Source organism: Kribbella sp. NPDC056861 (assembly GCF_040687575.1).
Classification (GTDB): domain Bacteria; phylum Actinomycetota; class Actinomycetes; order Propionibacteriales; family Kribbellaceae; genus Kribbella.
The window spans coordinates 918,904-938,790 of the sequence record NZ_JBFBNQ010000002.1; the positions used below are offsets into that span (position 1 = coordinate 918,904).

21 protein-coding genes are annotated in these 19,887 nt (G+C 68.8%); 13 read left to right on the forward strand and 8 right to left on the reverse strand.

All coding sequences use genetic code 11. The annotated features are described in order from the left end of the window. Positions 1 to 12: 12 nt before the first annotated feature. Together AB0P21_RS11365 and AB0P21_RS11370 are read right to left on the reverse strand one after the other, a co-directional pair. The gene (locus AB0P21_RS11365) at positions 13 to 834 is read right to left on the reverse strand and encodes an SDR family NAD(P)-dependent oxidoreductase (protein ID WP_363695719.1); all 822 of its coding nucleotides are present in this window, start codon (positions 832 to 834) and stop codon (positions 13 to 15) included. Beyond that, positions 831 to 2,639, reverse strand: coding sequence for a hypothetical protein (locus AB0P21_RS11370; protein WP_363695720.1), 1,809 nt, complete (start codon positions 2,637 to 2,639; stop codon positions 831 to 833). Before AB0P21_RS11370 ends, AB0P21_RS11365 begins: the two co-directional genes overlap by 4 nt. Before the next feature lie 109 nt (positions 2,640 to 2,748). Between AB0P21_RS11370 and AB0P21_RS11375 the strand changes: the two genes are divergently transcribed. Together AB0P21_RS11375 and AB0P21_RS11380 are read left to right on the forward strand one after the other, a co-directional pair. After that, complete coding sequence (locus AB0P21_RS11375) at positions 2,749 to 3,507, forward strand: MerR family transcriptional regulator (protein WP_363695722.1); 759 nt, start codon at positions 2,749 to 2,751, stop codon at positions 3,505 to 3,507. Positions 3,508 to 3,601: 94 nt separating this feature from the next. Further along, positions 3,602 to 5,146 (forward strand): fibronectin type III domain-containing protein, encoded by a 1,545-nt coding sequence (locus AB0P21_RS11380; protein ID WP_363695723.1) that lies wholly within the window; start codon positions 3,602 to 3,604, stop codon positions 5,144 to 5,146. Here the strand turns inward: AB0P21_RS11380 and AB0P21_RS11385 are convergent. The 3 genes from AB0P21_RS11385 to AB0P21_RS11395 all read right to left on the reverse strand — a co-directional run bounded on the left by AB0P21_RS11385 (position 5,109) and on the right by AB0P21_RS11395 (position 8,157). Next, a complete protein-coding gene (locus AB0P21_RS11385) occupies positions 5,109 to 5,318 on the reverse strand; it encodes a hypothetical protein (RefSeq protein ID WP_363695725.1) in 210 nt (69 codons plus the stop codon). The genes AB0P21_RS11380 and AB0P21_RS11385 overlap by 38 nt on opposite strands. Then, complete coding sequence (locus AB0P21_RS11390) at positions 5,315 to 6,631, reverse strand: hypothetical protein (RefSeq protein ID WP_363695726.1); 1,317 nt, start codon at positions 6,629 to 6,631, stop codon at positions 5,315 to 5,317. The genes AB0P21_RS11385 and AB0P21_RS11390 overlap by 4 nt, the downstream gene beginning before the upstream one ends. A 74-nt stretch (positions 6,632 to 6,705) precedes the next feature. Continuing rightward, positions 6,706 to 8,157, reverse strand: coding sequence for an NAD(P)/FAD-dependent oxidoreductase (locus tag AB0P21_RS11395; protein WP_363695728.1), 1,452 nt, complete (start codon positions 8,155 to 8,157; stop codon positions 6,706 to 6,708). Positions 8,158 to 8,227: 70 nt separating this feature from the next. Here AB0P21_RS11395 and AB0P21_RS11400 point away from each other — a divergent pair, with 70 nt between their 5' ends. The 11 genes from AB0P21_RS11400 (at position 8,228) to AB0P21_RS11450 (ending at position 17,745) form a co-directional block, all read left to right on the forward strand. Next, complete coding sequence (locus AB0P21_RS11400; RefSeq protein ID WP_363695730.1) at positions 8,228 to 8,857, forward strand: TetR/AcrR family transcriptional regulator; 630 nt, start codon at positions 8,228 to 8,230, stop codon at positions 8,855 to 8,857. A gap of 21 nt (positions 8,858 to 8,878) precedes the next feature. Continuing rightward, a complete protein-coding gene (locus AB0P21_RS11405) occupies positions 8,879 to 9,733 on the forward strand; it encodes an EamA family transporter (protein ID WP_363695732.1) in 855 nt (284 codons plus the stop codon). Between the two features lie 263 nt (positions 9,734 to 9,996). Further along, positions 9,997 to 11,424 carry a glycosyl hydrolase family 18 protein gene (locus AB0P21_RS11410; RefSeq protein WP_363695734.1) on the forward strand — a complete coding sequence of 476 codons (1,428 nt, stop codon included), beginning with the start codon at positions 9,997 to 9,999 and terminating at the stop codon, positions 11,422 to 11,424. Between the two features lie 121 nt (positions 11,425 to 11,545). Next, positions 11,546 to 12,448, forward strand: coding sequence for an ABC transporter ATP-binding protein (locus AB0P21_RS11415; protein WP_363695736.1), 903 nt, complete (start codon positions 11,546 to 11,548; stop codon positions 12,446 to 12,448). Further along, positions 12,445 to 13,179, forward strand: a complete 735-nt coding sequence (locus tag AB0P21_RS11420) for an ABC transporter permease (protein ID WP_363695737.1) — start codon at positions 12,445 to 12,447, stop codon at positions 13,177 to 13,179. Before AB0P21_RS11415 ends, AB0P21_RS11420 begins: the two co-directional genes overlap by 4 nt. A gap of 24 nt (positions 13,180 to 13,203) precedes the next feature. Further along, positions 13,204 to 14,349, forward strand: coding sequence for a sensor histidine kinase (locus AB0P21_RS11425; protein ID WP_363695738.1), 1,146 nt, complete (start codon positions 13,204 to 13,206; stop codon positions 14,347 to 14,349). After that, entirely contained in the window at positions 14,346 to 14,954 is a 609-nt protein-coding gene (locus AB0P21_RS11430; RefSeq protein WP_363695739.1) for a response regulator transcription factor, read from the forward strand. The genes AB0P21_RS11425 and AB0P21_RS11430 overlap by 4 nt, the downstream gene beginning before the upstream one ends. Before the next feature lie 53 nt (positions 14,955 to 15,007). Continuing rightward, the gene (locus AB0P21_RS11435; RefSeq protein ID WP_363695740.1) at positions 15,008 to 16,102 is read left to right on the forward strand and encodes a sulfite oxidase; all 1,095 of its coding nucleotides are present in this window, start codon (positions 15,008 to 15,010) and stop codon (positions 16,100 to 16,102) included. A gap of 89 nt (positions 16,103 to 16,191) precedes the next feature. After that, positions 16,192 to 16,386, forward strand: coding sequence for a hypothetical protein (locus AB0P21_RS11440; protein WP_363695742.1), 195 nt, complete (start codon positions 16,192 to 16,194; stop codon positions 16,384 to 16,386). 97 nt (positions 16,387 to 16,483) lie between these two features. Further along, entirely contained in the window at positions 16,484 to 16,624 is a 141-nt protein-coding gene (locus AB0P21_RS11445) for a hypothetical protein (protein ID WP_363695744.1), read from the forward strand. Beyond that, complete coding sequence (locus AB0P21_RS11450; protein WP_363695746.1) at positions 16,624 to 17,745, forward strand: putative sulfate exporter family transporter; 1,122 nt, start codon at positions 16,624 to 16,626, stop codon at positions 17,743 to 17,745. Before AB0P21_RS11445 ends, AB0P21_RS11450 begins: the two co-directional genes overlap by 1 nt. A 2-nt stretch (positions 17,746 to 17,747) precedes the next feature. Here the strand turns inward: AB0P21_RS11450 and AB0P21_RS11455 are convergent, their stop codons facing one another. From AB0P21_RS11455 to AB0P21_RS11465, 3 genes are read right to left on the reverse strand one after another with little or no spacing between them, the layout of a single operon-like run. After that, on the reverse strand, positions 17,748 to 19,109 hold the full coding sequence (locus AB0P21_RS11455) for a multicopper oxidase family protein (RefSeq protein ID WP_363695747.1): 1,362 nt from the start codon (positions 19,107 to 19,109) through the stop codon (positions 17,748 to 17,750). Further along, positions 19,099 to 19,515, reverse strand: coding sequence for a hypothetical protein (locus tag AB0P21_RS11460; protein WP_363695748.1), 417 nt, complete (start codon positions 19,513 to 19,515; stop codon positions 19,099 to 19,101). Before AB0P21_RS11460 ends, AB0P21_RS11455 begins: the two co-directional genes overlap by 11 nt. Continuing rightward, positions 19,512 to 19,886: a DUF1707 domain-containing protein gene (locus tag AB0P21_RS11465; RefSeq protein ID WP_363695749.1), complete on the reverse strand. Its 375-nt coding sequence runs from the start codon at positions 19,884 to 19,886 to the stop codon at positions 19,512 to 19,514. The genes AB0P21_RS11460 and AB0P21_RS11465 overlap by 4 nt, the downstream gene beginning before the upstream one ends. Position 19,887 lies beyond the last annotated feature (1 nt).

The window sequence follows — 19,887 nt, forward strand, 5'->3', positions numbered from 1 at the left end:
CCGCCTGCATCGTCATATCTTCCCCAGCTTCTCGGACAGCTCTCCCAGCCCACCCTTGCGGCGCTGCTGGTTCGTACGCAACCTCACGACCCAATCAGCCACCGACGGCAGATGCCGCGCAACAGCCACGCCCACGCCCGTCGATCGGGTCGAAGCCCGATTCCGCGGCGGCCGCCGAGCACCCGCCACCTCCACAATCGTCCCCACCACCTGCGCCACCGTCTCAGCCGGCAGGAACAACCCAAGATCCACCCCACGCGCCAGCGAAGCATCATGAATCGGCGTCGGCACGTACCCCGGATAGATCACACTCACGTCGATCGCCCGGCCGTTCTCGATCCGCAACGCATCCGCATAGGTGTCGATCGCCCGCTTGGACACCAGGTACGACGCAGCCAACGGCAGCGTCACATACGCAAGCCCGGAGGACACGAAGATCACCCGCCCGCGAGCGGCACGCAGTACCGGCAGAGCAGCCGCAGTGACTCCCCAGCCGGCGAAGAGATTCACCTCGATCACCTTGCGAGCCACCGCATCCGGCGCCTCCCCAGCCAGCGCCGGTACGCCGATCCCCGCGTTGTTGATCAGCAGATCCAGCCCGCCGAGCCGCCCGACCGCCTCGTCCACCGCCCCCGGAATCTGATCGGCCTGCGTCAGATCACACTCGATCACGTCGTCGCTCTTCTGCAGATCGAGCCCGATCACCTCGGCCCCACGAGCTCGCAACTGCTCGACAGTCGCCGCACCGAACGCCCCGGCAGCACCCGTGACCAGCGCCTTCTTCCCGCGCAGATCCCAAGCTCCAGATTTCCGCAGACCCGCCCGGCCCGTCATGCGATCTCCTTCTCCCGCTCGGAGGATCCCTCGAGATGCGCCGCGCGCAACCGCCCACCGCGAGCACCACGACCAACCAGCCACGCGATCCCGAGCAGCTCCAACGAACCAACCACAGCCAGCAAGGCATAGCCGCCGTTCCACATCCACCGCGGTACATCGGTCCGCTCCTCGCGCCGCAGCGTCTGCTGCTCGCCGATGAAGTCGACCGTCTCCCCGTTGGAGACCTGCTCGGCCGGCTTCTCGATCTTCAGATCCTCCGGCGCGTAGACCCACATCGCCACCATGTCCCGCGAGCCCTGGTGCAGCCGGAGCATCGACTTCCACTTGCCGTACATCGGCAGCGGCTCGGTCGACCGGTAGGTGCCATCAGCAACCTTCTCCATCGCGTGCGTCATCTGCCCGCCACCCTGCCAGGCCAGCGCCTCGAACCAGCGCGCATCCTCGGCCGCATCAGCAGGCTGCAGCTTCACCGTCACGTACGCCGTCGGCTGCGACCCGACCGCCACCGGCTCCAGCGACACGGTCGCGCTCACCCCCGGGCCGGCGGATCGCGGTACGGAGAAGAACAGCGCAGCCAGTACTGCGACCAGCCCGATCGCGCCGAGCTGGTGAGTCAGCCGCACCGGCGGCGTGTCGCGAACCTCGCCCGCGACCTCGGCGTACCGGGTCGCCAGCCAGGCGCCGACCAGCCCTGCCCCCACACCGGTGACCACGCCAAAGCCCAGCGCCGACGGAAGCATCGAGGCCGGCCAGTGGATCGGCATCCAGACCTGCGACCACCCGTACTCCGCGACCACGCCGACCGTGCCGATCAGCGCACCGGAGACCAGTCCCAGCCGGAACCGGTTCTTGTTGCCCAGCGCAAGCGCGGTCAGCTCGACCAGGACCGCTTCGACGATCAGCAGCGGGAAGTGGCCGACGATCTCGCCGAGTGGCTGGGCGACCGCCCAGGCGATGCCGCCGCGGATCACCAGATAGGTGCCGAGGGCACCGAAGGTCGACCCAGGACCGCGACGCGCCCGGAGCACCGTGAAGGCCAGCGTCGAGCCGAACACGATCAGGATCGGCTGCAGGATCAGCGGGAACTGCGGGACGCCGTAGTTGAACTCGGTGCTGAACAGGTCCCACGCGATCAGCAGCGCGCCGACGGCGATGATCTCCTGGGCCCGGCGGCGCAGGTTGAGACCGACCAGTTGCTCGACCTCGGCCGAGGCCAGCAGCCGGGCGAAGATCGAGAAGACGACCCCGCCGATCATCAGCAGGTGGGTCGGCCCCCAGAGCGTGACGTCCTCGCCGAACAGCCGGTGCCAGACGTCGTCCAGCGGGAAGCCGACCAGCGCGAAGGTCCCGCACACCGTCACCAGCGCCGCGCTGCACGGGATCCGCCAGCCCTTGGTCAGCTTGATCGTCCGGGCCGGCAACGGCTTGCGGGCCAGCGCGATCGGCAGCACGCCGGAGACGATCACGCCGAGGATGCCGAAGAAGATCGGGTAGTGCGCCGGCGTCCCGAACGGCCCGGTGTCGCGGCCGCGGTCGATGTGCACCGCGATGTCCCACCAGACGCCGAAGGCGCAGGACAGCAGCGAGACGGCGTGCAGGTACGGCGTCAGCGCGGCCCATCGGGGGACTCCGTCCAGCCTCCCGATGGTGTCCGCGAGACGCCCTACCAGCGTCACCCGCCCGGTGCGTTCGCGCCACAACAGCACGGCGAGTGCGAGGTACAGCAACGAGACGAGGCCGGTGACGATCGCGATCTGGTCGAACGTCGCGGTTCCGGTCGAGGCCGCCAACGGGACGGTCATGCGGGACTTCTTCAGTTCGGGCCAGGGACTGCACAGAGATACGCCACGAGCGATGTTACATACGATATGTAACGTGGAGTCTGGAAGACTGTCAAGGGTGGGAGGACAGATGCCGGCCGAGTCGGGCCCAGATGCGGAGTTCACGGTCGATCAGCTAGCCGCGAAGGTGGGCATGACCGTGCGGAACGTGCGCGCGTACGCCGGCCGCGGGCTGATCCCGCCACCGCGTCTGGCCGGCCGCACCGGGTACTACGGCGCCGACCACGTCGCGCGGCTGACGCTGGTCCGCGAACTGCTCGACAAGGGCTACACGCTGGCCGCGGTCGAGCGGATGATGAGCGACCTGCCCGACGGCGCGCTGGCGCTGGGCGTCTTCGAGACGCTGGTCAGCCCCTGGACGCCGACCGAGCCCGAGGTGATCACCGAGCAGCAACTGGCCGACCGCGCGGGCATCCCGCACAACGCGGCCACCATCGCCAAGCTGGTCGAGCTGGGCATCGCCGAGCGGCAGGACGACGACCGGCTCCGGATCCCCAACCCCGACCTGCTCCGCACCGGCCTCGAGGTGATCAAGCTCGGCGTCCCGCTGGAGGCGATCTTCGAGATGCTGCCCAAGCTCTTCGACCACGCCGACGCGGTCGCCAAGGTCTACGTCGAGCTGTTCCGCGGCACGGTCTGGCGCGAGTTCGCCGACGCCGGACTGCCGGCCGAGGGCTGGCCGGAGATCCAGCGCACCCTGGAGAACATCATCCCGCTGGCCGGCCAGGCCCTGGTCGCCGCCTTCCGGGAGGCGATGGGCCGCGAGATCGAGGTCGTCGCCTACGAGGAGCTGGGCCTCGACCCCGACGCGTTGCCCTCCACCGGCTGACTCCGGTTTCCTGAACCGCGTAACTTCTGCACGTGCCGACAGTTATCGTTTGGTCGCAGAATGTCACGAGCACGGCTCAGTCCTGAGGACGGTCATGAAGAAGGCAGTACTGGTAGTCGTCACCGCCGCGGCCGTCATCGGCGCGGCACTGATCCCCTCCTCGGGCCGGCCGGTGGTCGCCGCGACCTCGGGCACGACCGTGGCCTCACCCCCCGGCTTCGGCTCGGCGCTGTCGTCGGTCAAGCAGCTGTCCTGGCAGACCAACGCGGCCGTGAACGCGCTCGCCGTCGCGGGCAACACCGTGTACGCCGGTGGCCTGTTCACCAGGATCCGCCAGCCCGGCAAGCCGGCCGGCCAAGGCGACGCCGCCCGCACCTACGTGGCCGCCTTCAACCGCTCGACCGGTGCGCCGACCCGGTTCGCGCCGAAGCTGAACGGCGCCGTCTGGGCGATCGCGTCCAGCCCGGACGGCAAGCGGGTCGTGATCGGCGGTGACTTCACCACCGTCAACGGCGTCAAGCGCAACCACGTCGCCATGTTCGACGTCGCCACCGGCCAGCTGACTGCCGGCTGGGACCCGTCGGTCGCGACCCGGGTGAAGGCGATCGCCATCTCCGGCAACAGCGTCTACCTGGGCGGCTCGTTCGGCCGGGTGGACAACAAGGAGCGCAACCGGCTGGCCGCCGTCACGCTGGACAAGGGCATCCTGCTGCCCTGGGATCCGGACGCGGACGACGAGGTCTACGCGATCGACCTGAACGACAACGGCACCCGGGTCTTCGTCGGCGGCGCCTTCAGCGAGCTCAAGAACGTCGACCACTGGGCCCTGGCGATGGTGAACACCACCGACGGCGCCGCGTTCGCGATGCCGGCCGCCGCGGCGATCCCGGAGCCGTCCTTCGACTGCACCAGCACGGTCCGCGACATCGACACCCTCGGCGGCAAGGTCTTCGTCGCCAACGCCGGCAGCGGCCTGGGCTGCTACGACGGCGTCCTGGCGGCCGACTCGACCACCGGCAAGCTGCTCTGGCAGAACAACTGCCTGGGCGCGACCGAGGCGATCCAGGCCATCGGCAACTGGCTCTACAAGGGCTCGCACGCGCACGACTGCAGCCGGGACGGCGGTTTCAAGGACGGCACCGGCACCCACCACCTGCTGGTCGAGAGCACCATCAACGGCAAGCTCGGCCCGTGGCACCCGACCACCGACGCCGGCGGTACGACGCTGGTCGGCCCGCTGGCGTTCGCCTCCGGCGGCAACGACCTGTGGGTCGGCGGCGAGTTCGTCAAGGTGAACGGCACCATCCAGGAAGGTCTGGCCCGCTTCACCAACACCCCCGGCGGCGCCACGCCTGCCGTGCCGGCCGCGCCGAAGGGTTCCAGCACCCGCGCCGGCAAGGCCGCGATCAGCTTCCCGACCGTGGTCGACGCGGACAACATCGCGCTGACCTACACCCTGTTCCGCGGCACCACCAAGCTGGCCAGCTGGAAGCTCAGCTCCTACCCGTGGAGCAAGCCGACCGTCACCAGCTTCACCGACGTTCGCCTGCCGAGCGGTCAGACCCTCAGCTACCGCGTTCAGGTCAGCGACGGCCGCAACGTCAGGAACGGCGCTGTGACCCCGGTAAAGATTCGCTGACGCCACGGCCGGCCTCGGGCAGATCGCCGAGGTCGGCATCCCAGTCGTCCTCGTGGTCCTCGGTGAGCGTCGCCTCGTTGCGGCGGGCGATCCTGACGAACGCGACGATCAGCAGGATCGGCCCGAGGAACATCGCCAGCTCCGGAATGCCACCCATGTGCAGCGCGATCATGACGCGGTCACCAGCGCGATCCCGCCGGCGGTGAAGGCAACCATCGCCGCCAGCATCGGGTACTGCGCCCGCCGGAGCTGCCGCCGCCGGAACAGGTGGGTGGCCCGATCATGCGCGGACACGACCCCGAGTACGTGTCCGAGCACGATCGCACCGATCTGCACTGCCGCGATCAGACCGGTACCCAGGAACGCGTAGTCGATCCGCGCATTCCCGACGCCGAACAGGTCCCAGCCGCGGCCGAACGGATCCGTTGCCAGCAGCAACCCTTCCTGCCCCTGGAACATCGCGAACGAGAAGTAGTGCGCGACGGCGTACCCGATCGCGATCGGCACCAGCGAGTGCACGAACGCGCCCGGCAAGCCGGCCCGGCCGAGCGCGCCCGGCCGGATCCTCGCCGAGCCGGTCGACCGGGCAGCGAGCAAGAAGAGGGCTGTGACGAGTGCGACCGCGGCCAGCAGGCCGAGGGTGTAGACGGGAACGTGCGCGGCCGGACCCAGCTCACCGGTGAGGCTGCTCCAGGCCGACCAGCGGCTGATGCCGTCGAAGGCGGTCGAGCCGAGCAGGAGACACAGGAGGCCGACCATCCCTGGCTCCTGCGGGACAGTGGCGAGGCCGGCGAGCGGATTGCGTAGTACGAGGTGGCGTTGGTGGTCGCGGCCGAGCGGGCTGAGCTTGGCGAGCACTTCGGCGTACACCTCGAAGCTGTCGCCGACGGCGAACCAGCGCGGCCCGTAGATGATGCCTGCAGCAACATTCACCAGCGCGTAGCCGGTCACGAAGGTCGCGACGACCAGTGGCTGCGAGCCTTCCGGGTAGACCAGCTCCAGCCAGAGGAACCCGAACAACCCCGCAACGGCAGGCCAGTAGGCAATCCCATCAGGCAGCAACCGGTACGACGTACGCGGCACCAGCCCGGCGAGGGTTCGGAGCGGGTTGGCGAGCCGCCAGACCGGGCCGAAGAGCAGCGATAACGGGATGATGCCGACCCAGATCCAGACGTAGAGCCAAGTCGGCGCAGGGTTCAGTCCTGGCGAACTGCTCCCGAACCACGATGCTCCGAGCAACAAGGCGAGCGCCGCCAATCCGGCGGCCTTGAGCAACCAGCGGGTCGGCCGGGCATCGACCACCTGGCGTAGCCGACGCAACGGCGTACCGGTGGTGAGCTCGAAGCGCGGCTTCGACCAGAACGCCGCGAGTGCGAAGAACGAGACAGCGACCGCGGCAACTGCCGAGTAGACAGCCAGCCAGAGCGGCACGGGAAGGTCACCCCGGCCGCCGATACCGTGCAGTGGGAGCAGCAGCAGTGCCACGGCTACCCTCCGATCAGCGCTCGCTATCTGACCGATCGAATGTAACACGATGAATGTCACATAGCGAGAGGCTGTCAGCGGGTGCTGTACTGCGAGGCGTCGAAGCGCCGGGTCAGCTGCCGGAACTTGAAGGTGAAGGACGGCCAGAGGGTCGTGTTGCGGCCCTTGGCGTCCAGGTACCAACTGGTGCAGCCGCCGCGGGTCCAGATGGTGTTGCGCATCGAGGAGCGGATGCCGTCGACGAACTCCCGCTGCACCTCCGGGCGGACCTCCACCTCGCGCACTCCGGTCGCGTCCATCGTCTTGAGCGCGTCCAGGATGTAGGCGATCTGCGACTCGATCATGAACACCATCGAGCTGTGGCCGAGCCCCGTGTTCGGCCCGATCAGCAGGAAGAAGTTGGGGAAGCCGGCGATCGCGGTCCCGAGATGCGCCTCCATCCCGTCCTTCCAGGCCTCCCGCAGGGTCTTGCCGTCGCGGCCGTGCAGCATGTCCATCACCGGCAGGTCGGTGACCCGGAAGCCGGTGCCGTAGATGATCGTGTCGACCTCGTGCTTCACGCCGTCCTCGGTGACGATCCCGGTCGGGGTGACCTCCTGGATCCCGTCGGTCACGACGTTCACGTTCGGCTGAGCGAGGGCCGGGTAGTAGTCGGCGGAGAGCAGCACCCGCTTGCAGCCGAGGGTGAAGTCCGGCGTCAGCTTGGCGCGCAACTCGGGGTCGCGGACCTGCTCCCGCAGATGCCGCTCGGCGACCCGCTGACCGACCTTCATCAAGGCAGGAATCTTGGCGAAGGCGAGCACGGTCGACTCGCGGGTCCAGTAGATCCCCGCCCGAGCAGCCTTCTGGGCAAGGGGAAACGCGCGATAGACGGCACGCTCGCCAGCGGTGATCTTGCGGTCCGGCCGCGGCATCACCCACGGCGGCGTCCGCTGGAAGAGGTGCAGCTCCTCGACGTCGGGCTGGATCGCCGGCACGAACTGGATCGCCGAGGCGCCGGTCCCGACCACGGCCACCTTGCGACCGCTCAGGTCCAGGTCGTGGTTCCACTGCGCGGAGTGGAAGACCTCCCCCTCGAACGACTCGATGCCCGGCAGCTTCGGAATCGACGGCTCGGCCAGCGGGCCCATCCCGGACAGCACCACGTCAGCCGTGAAGTCGCCCTGGTCGGTGTGGATCAGCCAGTGATCGCCCTGCCAGTGCGCCGACTGCACCGCATGCCCGAACCGGATGTGCGGCCGGACCCGGAAGCCGTCGGTGACCTTCTGCAGGTACGCCTCGATCTCCGGCTGCGGCGAAAACGTCCTCGACCACTCCGGGTTCGGCGAGAACGAGAACGAGTACAGGTGCGACGGGACGTCACAGCGGCAGCCCGGGTAGGTGTTGTCCCGCCAGGTCCCGCCGACATCCTCGGCCCGCTCCAGGACCACGAAGTCGTGATAGCCGGCCTGCTTCAGCCGGACCGCCATCCCGATCCCGGCGAAGCCGGTGCCGATCACCACGATCCGATGCCGTTGAGTCGTCACAGGAGCCTCCAGGAGCGGTCGGAAAGAACTTACTCCCAGTAAGTTACTCGGAGTCAGTTAGACTGCGCAAGTGACCTCGACCACGGACGACGTAGTACCGGTGAAGCGCCGGCGGGATCGCGCGGCCCGGGAGCGGGAGATCCTCGACGCGGCCGAGCAGATCTTCGGCGACCGCGGCTACCAGGGCACCTCGATGGACGACGTCGCCGCCACGGTCGGCGTCTCCAAACCCCTGATCTACCAGTACTACGGCTCGAAGGACGGCCTGTTCCTCGCCTGCCTGTCCCGCCTGCGGGCGCAGCTCCTGGACGCCGTCTCGGACGCGGTCCTCGCCGCCCCCGACCCCGAGCAGGCCATGTACGCCGGCTTCGTCGCCTGGTTCGCCTTCCTGGACGAGCACCCGCGGGCCTGGTCGGTGCTGGTCGACGAGGGCATGCTCGCCGCCGGCCCGGCCGCCCAGGCCGCCGACGAGGTCCGGGACGAGTTCGTCGACCTGATCGCGATGATGGTCCGGCTCAACCTGCCCGCCGATCGCCCGCACGACGAGGACGAGATCCAGATCGTCGCCCAGAGCGTCTCCGGCGCCACCGAGCGGCTGGCCGTCTGGCGCACCCGCAACGGCGGCACCCCGTCGGTCGAGAAACTCGCCACCACCCTGCAGGAACTCCTCTGGCGAGGCCTGGACTCACTGCGGGGCTGACCCCGTGATCTCATTCCCTTTGTGCGTACATTGCGGGTGCCGCCGACGGCGATGGTCCTGGGCGGCGTGGTCTCCGTGCAGTTCGGCGGCGCACTGGCTGCCAAGCTGATCGAGGACTTAGGGGCCGCCGGCACCGTTTCGCTCCGGCTCGCCCTGGCCGTACCGATCCTGTTGTTGATCGCCCGCCCGAGTCTGCGCAACCGCACCAGACGCGACCTCCTGGCAGTAGTTGCCTTCGGCACCGTACTGGGGTTGATGAACCTCTCCTTCTACCTCGCCCTGGAGAGACTGCCACTGGGCGTCGCGGTCACCATCGAGTTCATCGGCCCCCTGGGCCTGGCCGCCGCGCTGTCCCGCAAACGCCGGGACCTGATCGCGGTCGCGGGCGCGGCGCTCGGCGTAGTACTGGTCAACGGCAACGAGTTGTCCGAGGTCGACTGGCTCGGCGTCGGCTTCGCGGGAATCGCCGGCCTGCTCTGGGCCTGCTACATCCTGCTCAGCGCGGAGACCGGCCGCCGGTTCGCCCAGCTCGACGGCCTCGCCCTCGCGATGGTGGTCAGCACCCTGATCACCGCCCCCGCGGGCCTGATCACCGCGGGCAGCGAACTCCTGCACTGGCACTCGCTGGCGATCGGACTGGCGATCGCCCTGCTGTCCTCGGTCCTCCCCTACTCGCTCGAGACACTGGCGCTGCGCCGGATGAAGCCCGTCGTCTTCGGCATCCTGATGAGCATCGAGCCCGCGGTCGGCGCGACCGCCGGTTTCCTGATCCTCAGCCAGCGCCTGGCGGCCGTCCAACTGGCCGGCATGGCCTGCGTCGTGGCCGCTTCGATCAGCATCACCCGGAGCTCGCGGACCGAGGCTCCGGAGATCTAAACCTCCGAATTCATGGGATGTCCGCACTGAGAATGCGCATTCTTACCCGTCCCGATGTCTTGACGCCGGTGAGACATCCGAGCAAACTTGCCATGACTTCGGTCAGATCTCTTCTATATTCACCTTCGCAACAGCCGCCCCCGGAAGGTGTTCGAGAAGACGTACCGCCCGTGCGCCGCCCTTGGCGCCCGGACGGTCCTCGTCGATCTGCAGGAACCGGCCGGGTGCGGCGCGAAGGTCCATCCGAAAGGACACCGCCCCCCATGAAGTCGTCAAGGATGAAGCTCCGAAGTCGAGTGGCCGTCGCGGCCCTCGCCCTGGCCACCGGCACCGCCGGCCTGATCGCGACCTTCGCGCCGGCGCCTCACGCCGACGCGGCCCAGACCGCGGCCGCCGCCCCCGCTGCCGCGAGCGCCGCCGCCGCGCTGCCAGCCGGGTTCAAGAGCGTCGGTTACATGCCGTCCTGGTCCGGCAGCGTCACCGCCATCCAGTACAGCAAGCTGACGCACATCAACTACGCGTTCGCGCTGCCGAACGCGAACGGCACCCTGCAGGGCATCGAGAACACCTCGAAGCTGTCCCAGCTGGTCAGCCTCGGCCACCAGAACGGCGTCAAGGTCTCGCTCGCGATCGGCGGCTGGAACGACGGCAACGACTCGAACTTCGAGGCGCTGGCCGGCAACTCCGGCTCCCGGACCACCTTCGTGAACAGCGTGATGGGCGTCATCAACCAGTACGGCCTGGACGGCGTCGACATCGACTGGGAGTACCCGGACCCGGGCACCTCCGGCAACAACTACACCGCGCTGATGCAGCAGCTGAGCAACACCCTGCACGCCAACGGCAAGCTGCTCACCGCCGCGGTCGTCTCCGAGGGCGGTACCGCGTACGGCGTCCAGCCGGCCGTCTTCGGCTACGTCGACTGGCTGAACATCATGGCGTACGACGGCGGCAGCCCGCACGCCAACTACGACTGGTCGATCGCCTCGGCGAACTTCTGGAAGAACCGTGGCCTGCCGAAGGCCAAGACCGTGCTCGGCGTCCCGTTCTACAGCCGGCCGGGCTACCTGACCTACGCCCAGATCGTGGCGATGAACCCGGCCAACGCCAACGTCGACTGCATCAACAGCGGCGGCCAGCAGTGCTACAACGGCATCCCGACGATCAAGCGCAAGACCACCTGGGCGGTGGCCAACGCCGGCGGCATCATGAACTGGGAGCTGTCCCAGGACACCACCGGCAGCACCTCGCTGGTCAGCGCGATCTTCGACGCCGCGGGCGGTGGCAGCACCCCGCCGACCGGCGGCAAGACCGGCCCGGTCAAGGGCATCGCCGGCAAGTGCGTCGACGTCGCGGGCGGCAGCAGCGCCAACGGCACCGCGGTCCAGCTGTGGAGCTGCAACGGCAGCGCCGGCCAGACCTGGACGGTCGGCACCGACGGCACCATCCGCGCCCTGGGCAAGTGCCTGGACGTGAACGCAGCCGGTACTGCGAACGGCTCGCTGGTGCAGTTGTACGACTGCAACGGCACCGGCGCCCAGTCGTGGCAGGCCCAGTCGAACGGCAACCTGCGCAACCCGTCGTCCGGTAAGTGCCTGGACGCCACCGGCCAGAGCTCGGCTGACGGCACCCGGCTGCAGATCTGGACCTGCGCGGCCAGCGCCAACCAGCTCTGGACCCTGCCTGCGTAAGCAGTGATCCGATCAGCCCGGGAAGCCTTCCACCAGAGGCTTCCCGGGCTGACGTTTGTCATGGGTAGGTCGTGACGCCCGCCCCAGGAGCAGAACGCGGTACGGCGGCAGGCTGCTGGGTATGACGAAAACGACGACTGCGGTCACTCTGAGCGGAGTGACCAAGAGGTACGGCGCAGTACAGGCCGTGGCCGGGGTGGACCTCACCATCCGGCCCGGCGAGGTGGTGGCGATGCTGGGCCCGAACGGCGCCGGCAAGTCGACCACGATCGAGATGCTGCTCGGTCTGGTCCGGCCGGACCAGGGCACGGTCGAGGTGTACGGCGCGACCCCGGCCGAGGCGATCGCGGCCGGCAAGGTCGGGGTGATGCTGCAGAGCGGCGGCATCATCGAGGACGCCAAGGTCGGCGAACTGCTGAACCTGGTCGCCGGACTCCACCGCGACCCGATCCCGGTCGCCGAGGCCCTCGACCGGGCCGGAATCTCCGACCTGGCCGGGCGGAAGATGAAAGGCCTGTCCGGCGGGCAGAAGCAGCGGGTGCGGTTCGCGATGGCGATCATCCCGCAGCCCGACCTGATCGTGCTGGACGAGCCGACCACCGGGATGGACGTCGAGTCCCGGCGCGACTTCTGGGCCTCGATGCACGCCGAGACGGCCCGCGGCCGCACGGTCCTGTTCGCCACCCACTACCTGGAGGAGGCCGACGCGTACGCCGACCGCGTGGTGCTGATGCGGTCCGGCAAGGTCGTTGCCGACGGCACCGCCGCGCAGATCAAGGCGAGTGTGTCCGGCCGGACCATCCGCGCGACCGTGCCCGGTGCCGACCTCGCCGCGCTGGCGTCGCTGCCCGGCGTACGGACGGTGGAGACCCGCGGCGACGTCGTACTGCTGCAGTGCGCGGACTCCGACGACACGTTGCGATATCTGCTGGCCAACACCGTTGCCCATGACATCGAGGTGACCTCGGCCGACCTCGAGGACGCCGTCCTGGCGCTCGGCGCCGAGCAGGAGGCAGTGGCATGAATCTCGACTACCTGAAGTTCGATCTGCGCCGCACGCTGCGGAACAAGCGGGTGCTGATCTTCGCGATCCTGATGCCGGTGGTGCTGTTCGCCATCTTCGGCCTGACCATCCCGCAGGACGCCAACCAGGACGGCATCTCGGCGATCGCCTACGTGATGGTCAGTATGGCGATCTTCGGCTCGATGTCGGCCGCGATGAGCAGCGGCGGCGCGATCGCCACCGAGCGCGACGGCGGCTGGAACCGCACCCTGCGGCTCACCCCGCTGAAGCCGCAGGCCTACGTGATCAGCAAGGTGATCCTGTCCCTGTTGCTGGCGATCCCGCCGCTGGTGGTGGTCTTCCTCTTCGGGATGACGGCCGGCCACGTGCACCTGACCGCCGGCCAGTGGATCAGCGTCGTGCTGGTCTCCTGGCTGGGCGCCCTGCCGTTCGCCGCGATCGGCCTGGTGATCGGGTACGTCGCCAAGCCGGACAGCGTGCAGCCGATCACCGGGCTGAGCACGATGCTGATCGCCGCCTTCGGTGGACTCTGGCTGCCGGTCGACTCGATGCCGTCGCTGATGAAGCACATCGCCGAGCTGACCCCGGCGTACTGGACCGGGCAGAGCTCGCGCAGCGCGCTGTCGCAGAGCGGGCTGGACACCAACGCGGTGCTGGTGGTGCTCGGCTGGACCGTCGTCCTCGGCCTGATCGCGGTCCGCCGATTCCGCGCCGACACGGCCCGGGCCTGAGCGCCGAGCGGTTAGCGTGAATTCGTGAGCACCCAGACTCCGCGGGAACAGTACGAGGGCGCCGGCGCGGCCCTGGACGACATGCGCCGGCGCCCGGGCTTCGGCTGGCTGCTGGCCGGGGTCTGGCTGTTCTTCCTGCTCCGGCCGTTCAACACCATCGTCAAGCACGACGACATGGGCGAGCGGCTGCTCGGGCTGGTCGGGGTGATCGGCTTCGTGATCGCCTACATGTCGTTCTTCTGGTACGCCCGGACCAGGAACATGGCCCGGATCCAGACCCCCCTCGGCCTGCAGCTGACCTTCATCGCGACGCTGCTCGGACTGGCCTCGCTGATGCTGCCGGCCGCGGGCGTGACGAGTCTGACCTCGCTGGTGTTCGTCGAGGCGCTCGGCATGATGATCCTCCCGCTGCGGTACGGCGTGGCGCTCGGCGCGAGTCTGCTGGCGATCGCCGAGCTCGCGCTGCACACCATCCCGGGCTGGCACGACGACGGGAGTTACGGCCTGTCGATCGTGCTCGGCGGGCTCGCGGTCTTCGGGATCCGCCGGGCGATGCTGCGCAGTATCGAGCTGACGCTGGCCCGGCAGGACTTCGCCGAGCTGGCGGTGCAGGAGGAGCGCAACCGGTTCGCCCGGGACCTGCACGACATCCTCGGACACTCGCTGACCGTGATCACGGTCAAGGCCGAGCTGGCCGGGCGGCTGATCGAGGCCAACCCGGAGCGGGCCGCGATCGAGGTCGCCGATGTCGAGAAGCTGGCGCGGGCGGCGCTGGCCGACGTACGGGCTGCTGTGGCCGGGTACCGCGAGTTGAGTCTGGCCGGGGAGCTGGTGTCGGCGCGGGCCGCGTTGCAGGCGGCCGAGATCAAGGCTGATCTGCCGACCGTGGTGGACGAGGTGCCGGAGGCGCAGCGCGAGTTGTTCGCCTGGGTGGTGCGCGAGGGAGTGACGAACGTGGTCCGGCACTCGGGGGCGAAGAAGTGCACGGTCAAGCTGAGCGCGCGGCAGATCGAAGTACTGGATGACGGCAAGGGGCCGACGCCTGGTGGCGGGACGTCCGGGCACGGGCTGGTCGGGGTCCGGGAGCGGGTCGACCAGGCCGGCGCGTCGTTGGAGATCGGGACCGCGCCGGGTGGCGGCTTCCGGCTGGCTGTCAGAGTTGGCCCGTGACGATACGGCTGCTGCTCGCTGACGACCAGGCGCTGGTCCGGGGCGCCCTGGCCGCGCTGCTGGATCTCGAGCCCGATCTCGAGGTGGTGTCCGAGGTCGGCCGCGGCGACGAGGTGGTCGAGGCGGCGCGGACGGCGAATCCGGATGTGGCGTTGCTCGACGTCGAGATGCCCGGACTGGACGGGATCGAGGCGGCGGCCGCGTTGCGGAGCGCAGTACCGGGGGTTCGGGTGCTGATGGTGACGACGTTCGGGCGGCCGGGGTATCTGCGGCGCGCGATGGAGGCCGGTGCGTCCGGTTTCGTCGTCAAGGATACTCCGGCGGCGCAGCTTGCCGACGCAGTACGGCGGGTGCACCAGGGTCTGCGGGTAGTCGATCCGTCACTCGCGGCCGAGACGCTGGTGGCGGGGACGAGCCCGCTGACCGCCCGAGAGTCCGACGTACTGCGTGCCGCCCGCGACGGTGGCACCGTGGCCGACATCGCCCGCGGCCTGCATCTGTCCGAGGGCACTGTCCGTAATCACCTCTCCGCCGCGATCGGCAAGACCGGCGCCCGGACCCGTGCCGAGGCCGCCCGGATCGCGCTGGACAACGGCTGGCTCTGATGACTCCCCCGCCGCCGTGATTTAGGCTGCTGGGGATCGAGGGGGTCAGCACAATGTCGGTAGAGCAGTTCAGCGCCAAAGGGCGGTTGGCAGACACAGGCGAGGGAATCACCGGGGACGAGCTGCAGTTGGCGGCTCGCAACCACGGGATTCCGCTGGAGGCGCTGCGTTACGAGCTGACGCCGCCCGGGCTGCACTACGTGCTGGTGCACTACGACATCCCGGCCGCCAGCGCGGCGACCTGGCGACTCTCCGTTGATGGTTGCGTCGAGCAACCACTGTCGTTCGGGCTGACCGAACTGCGGGCGATGGGCCGGCAGACCATCCGGGTCACCCTGGAGTGTGCGGGCAACGGCCGGGCGGCGCTGCATCCGCGGCCGATCAGTCAGCCCTGGCTGATGGAAGCGGTCGGCACGGCGGAGTGGACCGGCGTACCGCTGGCTGATCTGCTCCGGTCGGCCGGGATCCGCAAGGACGCGATCGACGTGGTGTTCACCGGCGCCGACCACGGCTTCGAGCGAGGGATCGAGCAGGACTACCAGCGCGGGCTGTCGCTGGCCGAGGCGCTCGACTCCGGCGCGATCGTCGCCTGGGAGATGAACGGCGCCCCGCTGCCGCCGCAGCACGGGTACCCGTTGCGGCTGATCATGCCCGGCTGGTACGGGATGGCGAGCGTGAAGTGGTTGCGCTCGATCGAGCTGATCGACCACGAGTTCACCGGCTACCAGAACGCGGTCGCCTACCGGCTCCGGCAGCAGGCCGACGAGGTCGGCGTCGCGGTCACCCGGATCGAGCCGCGCGCGTTGCTGATCCCGCCCGGCCACCCCGACTTCATGAGCCGGCACCGGTTCGTGGACGCCGGGCCGGTCGTCCTGCAGGGCCGGGCCTGGTCCGGCTGGGCGCCGATCGAGCGGGTCGAGGTCAGCGTCGACGCCGGGGTCAGCTGGACCGACGCGAAACTCGATGCTGACAGCAACGACCTGGCGTGGCGCGGCTTCTCCTTCGAGTGGTCCGCGGTGCCGGGCGAGCACGTGCTGACCGTCCGCGCGCACGACCGCAGCGGCCGGGTGCAGCCGATCGAGGCACCCTGGAACCGCGGCGGTTTCGCGAACAACTCGGCCCAGCGGATCACCGTTCTGGTCCGCTGACGGCGTGTCGGGCCGGGGAATCGGCGCCGGCGCGTTTCATGATGGTGATCGGCAGACGCACGATTTCTCACCTCAACCGGATGCGGGCGATGAGCGATCACGACGACGATTTGCACCTGCACGCACGGATTTTCCGGGCCGGCTGCGACTGGTACGCCGATATCGGTGACCACACCGACTCCACCCCGGAGGACCCGCACTGGCACGGCTTCTACGCCTCCCAGCGGGCCGCCCTCGACGCCGCCTGCCAGCAACTCTTGCTACGGGCAACCTCTTCGGCCTGATCTCACTATTTGAGCAGTTTGTCGACCGTCTTACCCGACATTGCGGATTGCTCTACCTTTCGGCGTACCAACCACCGCCCGGAAGGCCGTCCCCGTCATGTCCGAAGAAGCCCCGCAGGAACCCGTCGACCGCGTCCGCAGGATCCACCTGACCGAGGACTGGCTGGCCACCATCGCCGGCCTGGTCCTGGTCGCCCTGGTCCTGACCGGCGTCATCCCGACCGGCCTGGTGCCCTGATGAGCGCCGTCGACACCTCCCCCGACGTCACCGCCAAACCCCGGACCGGCCTGATCGTCGCCGGCGTCCTGACCGTACTCGTCCTCGGCTCCCTGACCCGGTACTTCGAGAAGCACGTGCCCGCCTGGACCAAAGGCACCGGGCTGGCCGAGATCGGCGCGGCGATCGAGTACCCGGTCTACGCGATCGTGATCGGCCTGCTGGCCAACGCGATCCTGTCCGCCACCGGCCTGCGGGACCGGCTTGCAAGCGGCTTCCGGACCGAGTTCTTCATCAAGACCGGCCTGGTGCTGCTGGGCGCTTCGATCAACCTGAAGATCCTCGTCACCGCGGCCGGACCGGCGATCGCCCAGGCCGTCCTGTTGATCGCCTCGGTCTTCGGCTTCACATGGTGGCTGTCCGGACGATTCGGGCTCGACGACAAGCTGCGGGCGCTGCTGGCCTCCGCCGTCTCGATCTGTGGTGTCAGCGCGGCGATCGCGGCGGCCGGCGCAGTCCAGGCGAAGAAGGAGCAGCTCGCCTACGCGGCCAGTCTGGTCATTCTGTTCGCGCTCCCCTCGATCTTCCTGCTACCCGCGCTCGCTGACGCATTCGGCCTGTCGAGCGAGGTCGCGGGAGCCTGGATCGGTGGCAACATCGACACCACCGCAGCAGTCACGGCGGCCGGCGCCGTCGCGGGTGAAGAGGTCCTGCAGGTCGCCGCGATCGTCAAGACCACCCAGAACGCGCTGATCGGCTTCGTCGCGGTCGGACTGACGGCGTACTTCGCCTTCAAGGTCGACCGCACCGGTGCCCGTCCCGGCAAGTCCGAGGCGGCCCGCGAGCTGTGGGTGCGGTTCCCGAAGTTCGTCCTCGGCTTCATCGCCGCCTCGGTGATCGCGACCATCTACCTCGACCAGGTCGGCGCGGCCGCGGGCAAGGCCGAGATCGGCGTGATCAACGACCTGCGGACCTGGTTCCTGATCTTCGCGTTCGTCAGCATCGGACTGGAGTTCAAGGCGTCCTCGCTGAAGGAGGCCGGCTGGCGGCCGATCGTCGTGTTCGGCTCGGCCGTCGTCTTCAACCTCGTCATCGGCCTCGGGCTGTCCCTGCTGCTCTTCTCGGGAGTCGACCTGACCTGATCTCACTCCGGCTTGTTTCCCTGCTCACCACCCACCCGGTACGGCGTACTGACGCCCTCGTAGGCCAGATGCGTCATCAACCCCTCCGACGCGTGCGGCAGATTGTGGCAGTGATCCATCCAGATGCCCGGGTTGTCGGCGGCAAAGGCGATCTCGTAGGTCTCCTTGTCGCCGACCTCGAGCGTGTCGATCCACCACGGCGACCCGGTCGCGGCGACGCCGTTCCGCGACAGCACCACCGCATGATGCCCGTGCAGGTGCATCGGATGCGCCTGCCCGCTGGTGTTGCTGATCTTCATCACCACCACGTCCCCCTCGGCCACCATGAACATCGGCACGTCGGGAAACTTGTGCCCGTTGATCGTCCACCACAGCCCCGGCACCCCGTCGAGAAATCCGACCCGCCGCCCGATCCGGTACTCGAAGCGCCGATCGGCCTTCGCCGGATCCAGCCCGAGCGGCGCCGGCGTACCGTAGCTCAACAGGTCAACCGTTGCGTCAGGCAATAAATCCGTCACCAGCCTGGCCGCTCCCAGCGCTTCGAGATCCACCCGTGCTCCGGCAGCCAACGGGAAGGCACCCGTCACCTCCGTCGGCCCGCGCACGTCACGTCCATCCACCGCCACCACCTTGTAGGGCGCGCCTTCCAGCCCAACCCGCACCAGACTGTTGTCCGTGTTGACCACCCGGATTTTATTGCCTGCGGCAACCTCTACCTGGGACGGGCCGGTCCGCCCGTTGATCGTCCGCTTCCCGTCATAGGTGTGGATCACCGCGATCACGTCGTCCTCGGCGGCACCGATCACGATCGTCCCGAACAACCCGTCCCGCACCTCTTCGCTCGACACCTGATGCGAGTGGTACCAGTACGTCCCCGCCTCCTCAGCCTTGAACCGGTAGACGTGCTTGCCCCCGACCGGTACGGCGTCCTGGGTGACGCCCGCGACCCCGTCCTCCCCGTTCGGCACGTCGATCCCGTGCCAGTGCAGCGTCGCGCCGTCCGGCACGGACTCGTTGACCAGCGTCACCTCGACCAGGTCACCCCGCCGGGCGCGAATCAACGGCCCCGGCGACGACCCGTTGAGCGTGAACCCCTCCACCGACTCACCACTGGCCAGCGTGAACCTCTGCTTCCGCGCAATCAGCGTCACCGCCACCTCAGGCTTACCGGTCTGCGGCCCGACCAGGTCGGCAACACTCTGGCCCCCGTGGTGCTGATGCCCACCCGACGGCCCGCCGCCGTAGTCGGCGTACCCCATCTCCATCGCCGAATAGTCGTTCGGGACCAGGCTGGTCGCCCAGAGGTACGCCAGCGGTGCGAGCAGCGCCAGCGTCACCCCCAGGGCGATCCACCTACGCCGCACTGGTCGCAGCCTGGTCCACAGCCGCAGCCCGCCGCGACGCCGCACCGGCCACCCCAGCGATCGCCAGCCCGTTGATCCCGTGCAGGACCGCCAGTGCCGGAGTACCGAAGGACACCACCGCCAGCACGAACTGCAACACCACCAGCCCAACCACGACCCCCGCCAAAGTGCGCCCACGCGGTACATCGGTCAGGAACGACAGGATCAGAAACACCAACGCCAGCAGCCCGATCGCCGTACCGGCCATGCTGTGATAACTCTGCCCGAAGTTGCTGTAGTCCGCCCCGATCGTCACGCCGTCCTCGGCATCACTCGCAACCGTGAACCCCGCCAACGCGATCGACGCCACCTGCAACACCACCGCCACCGCGATGACGGATGCCACCACCCGGTACGCCGCCCTCATGCGCGCCGCCGCCTCTTCAAAAACACCACGCCGATAACCAGCAACGCCAACGGCAACACCGGCGGATGCCCACCCAGCACCACACACGCAACGGACGCCACCAAAGCAAGCGCCACCAGGACAGGTACAGGAGGTCTTTTGGTTCCCTTCCATGCTGGCTGGTACTGCGTCTTCCCCGGGTCGGCTGACTTACCCGGCAGGTCCACGAACAACGCCGCCAACTCGGCCTGCGTCTTCGCCTGCAATGCCTCGCCAACCCGCTCCTGGTGCTCCTCAGCACTCAGCCGCCCAGCCTCGTAGTGCTCCCCCAGCCGAGCAACCGCCTCCTCCCGCTCCCGATCGCCGACTCTCATCGACCGCTCCTCGCTCATG